General features: G+C 65.9%; 4 protein-coding genes and 1 tRNA gene. All 5 read right to left on the bottom strand.

The features are described 5' to 3' along the window. On the bottom strand, nt 1–194 hold a 194-nt coding region (locus VD964_RS26680), incomplete at its 3' end, for an anti-sigma factor family protein (protein ID WP_414637279.1). Beyond that, nucleotides 194–703 carry a sigma-70 family RNA polymerase sigma factor gene (locus VD964_RS26675; protein ID WP_324871488.1) on the bottom strand — a complete coding sequence of 170 codons (510 nt, stop codon included), beginning with the start codon at nt 701–703 and terminating at the stop codon, nt 194–196. The genes VD964_RS26680 and VD964_RS26675, both read right to left, overlap by 1 nt. Nucleotides 704–1,054: 351 nt before the next feature. Next, a tRNA-Ile gene (locus VD964_RS26670) sits at nt 1,055–1,130 on the bottom strand. Between the two features lie 145 nt (nt 1,131–1,275). Further along, nucleotides 1,276–3,282 carry an RNA polymerase sigma factor RpoD gene (gene rpoD, locus VD964_RS26665; RefSeq protein WP_149223284.1) on the bottom strand — a complete coding sequence of 669 codons (2,007 nt, stop codon included), beginning with the start codon at nt 3,280–3,282 and terminating at the stop codon, nt 1,276–1,278. A 212-nt stretch (nt 3,283–3,494) separates the two neighbouring features. After that, nucleotides 3,495–4,872, bottom strand: a 1,378-nt coding sequence (locus VD964_RS26660; RefSeq protein ID WP_324871487.1) for a toprim domain-containing protein, incomplete at its 5' end; no start/stop codon positions are given.

Below are 4,872 nucleotides of genomic sequence, written 5' to 3'. Positions count from 1 at the left end.
TCGCGCAGGACGGTGTCGAACATCTCGTGCAGAAGCATCGCCTGGGCGCGGTAATCATCCGCCCGGCGCGCCGCGTCGGGATCCTCGGCCAGCCATCGTTCCACCGCCAGACGGCGGCTGCCGTCCAGCTGTCCGTCCACGTAAGCGTGGAGTTCGTCCTCGGTGACCCGCCCTATGCCCTGATGCGCGTTCATCACTTCACCCGCCGGAGGGTGACGCCACCCTCGTTCGCCAGTTTCGCCCGCACCGCCTCGCGTGCCCGTGACAGGCGCGACATGACGGTCCCGATCGGCACGCCGAGCATGTCGGCGACCTCGTCGTATTTCAGGCCCTCCAGCGCCACCAGAAGCAGCACCTTGCGCTGTTCCTCCGGCAATTCGTCGACCGCGCGCATCATTTCGCGCAGTTCGACACGCTCTTCCTGCCGGGCCGGGGTGACCAGCTTCGATTCGACGTCGGCGACGTCGACCTCCTGCGGCCGGGCGGCCTTGGAACGGACCTGATTGACGTGGACGTTGTGCAGGATGGTGAAAAGCCATGCCCGCAGGTTCGTCCCCGCCTGGAAGCTGTCGGCGCGCGCCACCGCGCGCGTCAGCGCTTCCTGCACCAGATCCTCCGCATCGGCGCTGTTGCGCATCAGCGCACGCGCGTAGCGCCGCAAGGACGCGATGTGGACTTCCAGATCGACCCCGAATTTGCTCAACCGCGCACCCGATCCTTACCGATCACGCCACGGCTCACGCCATGGCCTCACCCTCCAGCCGCAAGGCCGGACGGGACGACACGGCGTCGCATGTCCAGGGCCGGGCCGGCCCGTTCGGCCTTTCAACCGAAGCGGAGACCCGATGCATATGGGTGCGAACGCGCGCCGCGCATCCTTTATTCCAGACTTTCTCAGGCTTGCAGCAAAATTTATGGCGAACCGCCAAGCTTGTGCCGAAAAGGCTTCAGGCAGGCCGGATCGATGATCCCATGCGACACCGTTCGCGGTATCAGTCCCCGGGACTGCGCGCGTGCACCACGATGGCGGAGGATTCAGCTGGAAGGAAAGGATTGGTGGGCCCGGCCGGATTCGAACCGACGACAACACCGTTATGAGCGGCGCGTTCTAACCGCTGAACTACAGGCCCTACCGCGGGGCGCACTTTGCGACAAAGCTTCGGGGAAATGCAACCCCTCGTTCATCGCTCAGACGCATAAGTCCGAAAACGAAAACGGGGGCCGAAAGGCCCCCGCTTCGTCTCGAACGATAAGGTCGCGGATCAGGTGTCCCAATCAGGTATCGAGGAAGCTGCGCAGCTTGCGCGACCGCGACGGGTGCTTCAGCTTGCGCAGCGCCTTCGCCTCGATCTGGCGGATACGCTCGCGGGTCACATTGAACTGCTGACCCACCTCTTCCAACGTGTGGTCGGTGTTCATGCCGATGCCGAAGCGCATGCGCAGCACACGCTCCTCCCGCGGGGTCAGCGAGGCGAGCACGCGGGTCGTCGTCTCGCGCAGGTTCGCCTGGATGGCGGCGTCCAGCGGCAGGACCGCGTTCTTGTCCTCGATGAAGTCGCCGAGATGCGAATCCTCCTCGTCGCCGATCGGCGTTTCGAGGGAGATCGGCTCCTTGGCGATCTTCAAGACCTTGCGCACCTTCTCCAGCGGCATCATCAGACGCTCGGCCAACTCTTCCGGGGTCGGCTCGCGGCCGATCTCGTGCAGCATCTGGCGGCTGGTGCGGACCAGCTTGTTGATCGTCTCGATCATGTGGACCGGGATGCGGATGGTCCGCGCCTGGTCCGCGATGGAACGGGTGATGGCCTGGCGAATCCACCAGGTGGCGTAGGTCGAGAACTTGTAGCCGCGCCGGTACTCGAACTTGTCGACCGCCTTCATCAGGCCGATGTTGCCCTCCTGGATCAGGTCCAGGAACTGCAGGCCGCGGTTCGTGTACTTCTTGGCGATGGAGATCACGAGACGCAGGTTCGCCTCGACCATCTCCTTCTTGGCGCGGCTCGCTTCCTTCTCGCCCTTCTGGACGGTGGAGACGATGCGGCGGAACTCGTTGATCGGCAGGCGGGCCTCTTCGGCCACCTGGGCGATCGACTCGCGCGTCTTGCGGATGTCGCCGTCATACTTCTCGGCGAACTTGCCCCAGGTCTTGGGGTTCAGGCCGCGGATGCGCTCCTGCCAGTTCGGGTCCAACTCGTGGCCGAAATACTGGTTCAGGAAATCCTCGCGCTTCACGCGGCAGTCGGTCGCCATGCGCAGCAGGCGACCTTCGAAACCGGTCAGCTTGCGGTTCAGGCCATAGAGCTGCTCGACCAGCTGCTCGATGCGCTGGTTGTTCAGGCGGACGGTGTTCATCAGCTCGACCATCTCGGTCTTGAGCTTTTCGTACTTCTTGTCCGTCTGCTTGCCCATGTCCTCGCCGCGCTGCATCGCGGCCATGCGGGCCTCGTGCAGCTTGTGCAGCTTGTCGTAGGTCGCCTTGATGTTCTCGAAGGTCTCGATGACCTGCGGCTTCAGCGCGGCTTCCATCGCGGACAGCGACAGGCTGTTGTCGCCCTCGTCGCCTTCCTCGCCCTCTTCGCCCTCGCCTTCGGCGCGCGGCGGACGCGGCTCGTCGCCGTCCTCGCCGGCAGGCGCATCGGCGGCGGGCGCAGCCGCGGGCCCGGTGCCGGCGGCTTCCACCACCTCGGCCAGGCCTTCCGGCATCTCCTCGCCGTCCGGGCCGCCGCCATAGGTGGCGTCCAGGTCGATGATGTCGCGCAGCAGCATCTTCCCTTCCATCAGGGAATCATGCCACTCCAGGATGGCGCGGATGGTCAGGGGCGATTCGCAGATCGCGCCGATCATCATTTCGCGGCCGGCTTCGATCCGCTTGGCGATGGCGATTTCGCCTTCGCGCGACAGCAGCTCCACCGACCCCATTTCGCGCAGGTACATGCGCACGGGGTCGTCGGTACGACCGATGTCGTCGTCGTCGAGATTGCCCGACGAACGGCCTTCGCCTTCGCCTGCCCCCTCGCCGCTGTTCTCTGAATCCTGCTCTTCCGATTCGACGATGTTGATGCCCATTTCGGACAGCATCGCCATCGTGTCTTCGATCTGCTCGGACGAGGACGAATCCTGCGGCAGCGCTGCGTTCAGCTCGTCATAGGTGACATACCCGCGCTCCTTGCCACGGGCGATCATCTTCTTGACGGCCAAGCCCATGCCGTCCATCAGAGGACCGTCTGCGGATTCCTCCCGCGTTTCGGAAACTTCCACGCTGTTCGCAGCTTTCGTGGCCATGCGTTCGGTGCCCCCGCATTACCCCATTGAAAAAGACGAAAGGAGCGCCCGGTCCCGGTTGCCCGGCCCGTCCGCCCCACCCCCAACCATGTATCTACCCAGAACCCGCCATCACAGAAACTGTCATGCGGCCCTGTCCTGTCGACTGCTTCCTGTCAATTCCGTGCCCCATCAACCGACGTCCTGCGGCCGACGACACAAGCCATCAACCGTCAGACATCGTCAAAGTCACCATCATCCGTCATACCCAGACCGGACTTTATGACCTCCTGCTGAAGAGCCACGACCCTCGCGAAGTTCGCCTCGCTGTTGTCACGGGTCAAAGCCGCCTTCGCTTCCCTAAGATCGTCGAGCACCCGCTCTTGATGCAGATGCCGCCACGCAGGCCACCATCCCTTCCGGGCATCCTCCGTGGAGGCATCCGGACGGGCGAAGCCGGCATGGACATAGGTCGACTCGCCTAGCAAAGCACCGACCATCGTCTCATGGCCGGCGGATGACAAGTGGCGACAAAGCGCAGCGGCGTCAAGTGTCGAGTCGTGGTTACGATCGTCCGAAAGACATTCGATCACCGCCCAGCGCAGTTTTTCGAGCTCCGGGTCACCGAACGGCAACAGCCCCAACGGCTCGGCCAATTCGCCGAACAGCTCGGGATGGTTGATGATCGTCGCCAGCAGAATCCGCTCCCGCATCGAGGCGAGGCGGGAGGCGCGGCCGCGCCCCTCCCCCACCGGCTTGGAGGTCAGGCGACCGGGCACGCCCGGCACATGGCGACGCGGCGGTTCGCCGAAACGCCCCCGCCCCTGCCCCGGCACCCAGGGTCCGCGGTTGTAGGCCGGACGCGCGGGGGCGAAGGCCTCGTCGACGCGGCGGCGCATCTCGGTCCGGTAGAAGCCCTGCACGTCTCGGTCGGCGATGGTGGCGACGCGGGCCTCCAGCGCCGCCTTCACCGCGGCCTTGGCCTCCGGCGTGTCGGTCGGCCGGCCCTCGCTCTCCATCCGCCACAGGGCATCGGACAGCGGGATGGCAGCCTCCAGCACCGCGCCCATCGCCTTGGGGCCCTGGGCGCGGATCAGGCTGTCGGGATCCTCGCCCTCCGGCAGGAAGGCGACGCGGGCCGACTGGCCGGGGGCGAGGTGCGGCAGGATGCGCTCCACCGCCCGCCACGCCGCACGCCGGCCGGCATTGTCGCCGTCGAAGCACAGGAATGGCACCTTCTCCGCCGCCGGGATCAGCTTCCACAGCTCCTGCACCTGCGTCTCGGTCAGCGCGGTGCCCAGCGGCGCCACCGCCCCCTCGAAGCCGGCGCGGACCAGGGCGATCACGTCCATATAGCCTTCGGCGACGATCACCGGCTTGCCGTCCGCCGCCGCCTGCCGCGCCCGGGACAGGCCGTAGAGCAGCGTGCCCTTGTGGAAGAGCGGCGTGTCGGCGGTGTTGACGTATTTCGGCCCGTCGCCCTCCAGGATGCGCCCGCCGAAGGCCACCACCTGCCCGCGCCGGTCGGTGACCGGGAACATCACCCGGTTGCGGAAGAAGCTGTAGGGCGACCGGCCGTCGTCCGGCCGCTTCAGCAGCCCGGCATTGACC

Origin of the sequence: Azospirillum sp., from assembly GCF_035628975.1 — a bacterium.
Classification (GTDB): domain Bacteria; phylum Pseudomonadota; class Alphaproteobacteria; order Azospirillales; family Azospirillaceae; genus Azospirillum.
The sequence above is the reverse complement of the archived record's forward strand: the minus strand, read 5'-3'. Positions and strand labels throughout refer to the sequence as shown.

What these genes read in the sequence shown, in the direction of transcription:
- rpoD (WP_149223284.1), bottom strand. Translation starts at nt 3,282, where the DNA reads ATGGCCACGAAAGCTGCGAACAGCGTGGAAGTTTCCGAAACGCGGGAG.